At 70.7% G+C, this 3,479-nt stretch carries 2 protein-coding genes and 1 pseudogene; 2 read left to right on the top strand and 1 reads right to left on the bottom strand.

The features are described 5' to 3' along the window. Positions 1-231: pseudogene (locus tag MCAG_RS33870) on the top strand (alpha-galactosidase); the annotation flags it as partial. Positions 232-348: 117 nt separating this feature from the next. On the opposite strand, the gene MCAG_RS23715 reads toward MCAG_RS33870, so the two are convergent. Continuing rightward, entirely contained in the window at positions 349-1,719 is a 1,371-nt protein-coding gene (locus tag MCAG_RS23715) for a cellulase family glycosylhydrolase (RefSeq protein ID WP_007075505.1), read from the bottom strand. A 372-nt stretch (positions 1,720-2,091) separates the two neighbouring features. Between MCAG_RS23715 and MCAG_RS23705 the strand changes: the two genes are divergently transcribed. Next, positions 2,092-3,054, top strand: a complete 963-nt coding sequence (locus tag MCAG_RS23705) for a TIGR03557 family F420-dependent LLM class oxidoreductase (RefSeq protein WP_036374939.1) — start codon at positions 2,092-2,094, stop codon at positions 3,052-3,054. The last annotated feature ends 425 nt before the right edge of the window (positions 3,055-3,479 follow it).

The raw sequence follows: 3,479 nt of genomic DNA, 5'->3' as shown, positions 1-3,479 counted from the left end.
TCCGTCACCCAGACCCCGGGTGCGCTGCGGCTGCCCGGGCTCGACCCGGCCCGGCGGTACGCGGTCCGGCCGGCGGCCGGCGTGCCGGGGCCGGCCGTGCTGGACCTGACGGAGCCGGGCTGGCTGCCCGGGGTCACCCTGCCGGGCGCGGTACTCGGATCGGTCGGCCTCCAACTGCCGGCCCTGCACCCCGAGCAGACCCTGCTGCTGGAGGTCGACGCGGCCGACTGACTCCCGGCCGCGACCTTCCCCCTCGGGCACGCGGCCGGTTTGGCCTGCCCCTCGTCGGGCAGGGCAGGGACGGTGGCCGGGCCGGGTGGGCCCGGCCACCGCCGGTGGCGGGTAGGGTCAGCTCGCCGTGCAGGTCACCGCAGGGACGGTGGGGGTGCCGGTGGAGCTGCCGATGAAGCCAAAGCTGGTGCTGGCACCGGTGCCGAGCCTGCCGTTGTAGCTGACGTTGGTGGCGGTCACGCTCGACCCGCTGCTGGTCACCGTCGCGTTCCACACCTGGCTGATCTGGCCGCCCGGGTACGTCCACTTCGCCGTCCAGCCGTTGATGGCGGCGGAGCCGGCGGTCACCCTGACCTCACCCTGGAAGCCGCCCTGCCACTGGCCGACGATCGTGTACGTCGCCGTGCAGCCCCCCGTCGCCGGCGGGGTGGTCGGCGGGGGCGTCGTGGTCGGCGGCGGGAGGGTCGGCGTCACGGTCGTCGACGGCGTGGGCGTGACGATGCCGCCGTAGACCGACGCCTCCTTCGACGTGGCCTTGATGCCGTTGGCGCCGTTGAAGATCCGCTGGCCCCAGGTGGTCAGGGCTGCCGGGTTGAAGTTGGTGACCATGTCGAGGTACTCGACGCCGCCGCTGTTGCCGCTCCATGACCAGCCCAGGTATCCGATCCCGTTGGCCTGCGTGTACGACAGGATGGTGTCCTCGTCGGGGTTGCCGTCGGAGTGGTCGAAGCCGAACTCGCCCACCACGATCGGCAGCTTCGCGGTGCGGAACCGGCCGAGGTAGTCGGAGATCTCCGCGGCGGTGTCGAAGACGCCGTACATATGGACGGAGAAGACGGTGTTCTTCTGCGGGTCGGCCGCGAAGACCGAGGCGGCGTTGTCGCGCATGGTGAACGACCAGTCCTGACCCCAGTTCGGGGCGTCGATCATGATGGTGTGCGCGAGGCCGGCGGCGCGCAGCCGCTTGATCGCGTTGGCCGAGTCGGTGGCCCAGGTGCCGTAGCCCCGGTTGCCGTACGGCTCGTTGCCGATGTTGACGATCACGTACTTCTCCTGGCCGGCGAGGGCGCTGGAGATGCTCAGCCAGTAGTCGACCGCCCGGTCCAGGGTGATCGCGCCGCTCTGCTCGCCGTACCCGGTGGTGTCGTGTACCTCCAGGACACAGATCAGCTTGTTCGCCTTGCACAGCGAGATGACGTTGGCGACGTCGGCCGTGTCGTTCTTCGCCCAGCGGTCACCGCTGGCCAGCACCACCCGCACCGTGTTCGCGCCGAGCGCCTTGATGTTGGCGAAGGAGCTGGTCTGCTGCGGGTACCAGGTGTGGGCGTGGTTGACGCCGCGCATGACGAACTCGTTGCCGTTGGCGTCGTACAGCTTGCCGTTGGCGACGGTGAAGCCGGCGGCGGCGTGCGCCGGCTGCCCGAAGGCGAACACGGCGGCGAGGACCGTCAGCAGGGCGACAGCCGCGACGGAGAGACGTTTTCTCATGGTTTCCTCAGGGGAGGGTCACCCCCGTGCCCAAACGGGGGGTGCGGTGGTGGTGACGAAGAAGGCGGCTGGCCCGTCAGCCGCTGGCCGGCTCCCGACGGCGCAGCCATCAGCGTAGGCCGATCGACCGACCAGGGCAACCGGTTCAGTGAGCCGCCACTCAGGTGGGATTCCCTGTGGCGGCTCGCGGGACCACAAGCCGCCACAGAGTCGGTCATCCCCACCACAGGATGCAGCACCCCCGGCCTGAACCGGTTAAGGTCCGACCTTATGCACCCTGGGCCGCCCCGTCAAGGCCACGAAGACGCCGAGGATTGACCGACGCCCACCGGGGTATGCGATGTGGGTCGAAAGAGCGAAGGAGATGCCGCGATGGTCAACGTCGGCTACACCCTGATGTGCGAGCAGGCCGGGCCGAAGGAACTGGTCGACTACGCGGTGCGCGCGGAGGCGGCCGGCTTCGACCAGTTGGTGATCTCCGACCACTACTACCCGTGGCTGGATTCCCAGGGTCACTCCCCGTACGCCTGGTCGGTGCTCGGCGCGGTCGCCCACGTCACCAGCCGGGCCGAGCTGATGTCCTTCGTGACCTGCCCGATCCGCCGCTACCACCCGGCCGTCGTGGCGCAGAAGGCCAGCACGATCGGGGTGCTGTCGGACGGTCGGTTCACCCTCGGCCTGGGCGCCGGGGAGAACCTCAACGAGCACGTCGTCGGCGGCTGGCCGCACGTGCAGCAGCGGCACGAGATGTTCGAGGAGGCGTTGCAGATCATCCGGCCGCTGCTGAACGGGGAGACGCTGACCTTCTCCGGAAACCACTTCGACGTGCCCGACGCGTACGTCTGGGACCGGCCGGAGCGTCCGGTGCCGATGGCCGTGGCCGCGTCCGGCCGGCAGTCGGCGGCGCTCGCCGCCGACTACGCCGACGGCCTCGTCGCCACCGAGCCCGACGCCCACCTCATCCAGATGTACGACGACGCGGGCGGCGCCGGACATCCCCGGTTCGGCCAGGTCGCCATCTGCTACGGCCCCGACGAAGCGGAGTGCCGCAAGATCGCGCACGACCAGTTCCGCTGGTTCGGCGCGGGCTGGAAGGTCAACGCCGAGTTGCCCGGCCCGAACTCGTTCGCCGCCGCGACCCAGTTCGTCCGCGAGGAGGACGTCGCCGAGGGGATCTCCTGCGGCCCGGACCCCGACCGGCACGTCGCGGCGTTCAAGAAGTTCGTCGACGCCGGCTTCACCCACGTGGCGCTGGTACAGGTCGGCGGGGACACCCAGCCGAGGTTCCTCGACTGGGCCCGGGAGGAACTGCTCCCCCGGCTGCGCGAGCTGTGATGGCCGGCCGGCCGGACGGACGGACGGCTCTCGCCGGCCCCGCCACGGCCGCGCTACCGCTCCGCCGGCCCAGGTCGCCGCAGCGGTACGCGCCCTGCTCGCTTCGACCCGGTGAAAGGTGACCTCATGCGCATCGGCAACACGGAGATCCGCCCGGTGGGCGGCGGCCTCGGCTGCCTGCTGATGATCCTCTTCTCGGTCCTCGCCTCGATCCTGCTGACCGTCCTACTCAACCTCGCCCTCTAACCCACCCCACCCCACCCACCCCCGCCCTTCCCCGCCCTTCCCCGCCCCACCTCGACGATCTTGCACTTTGGGCCCCCAGAAAGAACCATGTGCACCATTTGTCGGGGCCGCAACTGCAAGATCGCCAGGGCGGGGCGGGCGGGCGGGCGGGCCAGGGCGGGTCAGGCCGGGTGAAGGTC

It is taken from the genome of Micromonospora sp. ATCC 39149 (assembly GCF_000158815.1).
GTDB lineage: Bacteria > Actinomycetota > Actinomycetes > Mycobacteriales > Micromonosporaceae > Micromonospora.
The sequence above is the reverse complement of the archived record's forward strand: the minus strand, read 5'-3'. Positions and strand labels throughout refer to the sequence as shown.

Coding starts and splice junctions, on each gene's coding strand:
- MCAG_RS23715 (WP_007075505.1), bottom strand. CDS start 1,719: ATGAGAAAACGTCTCTCCGTCGCGGCTGTCGCCCTGCTGACGGTCCTC.
- MCAG_RS23705 (WP_036374939.1), top strand. CDS start 2,092: ATGGTCAACGTCGGCTACACCCTGATGTGCGAGCAGGCCGGGCCGAAG.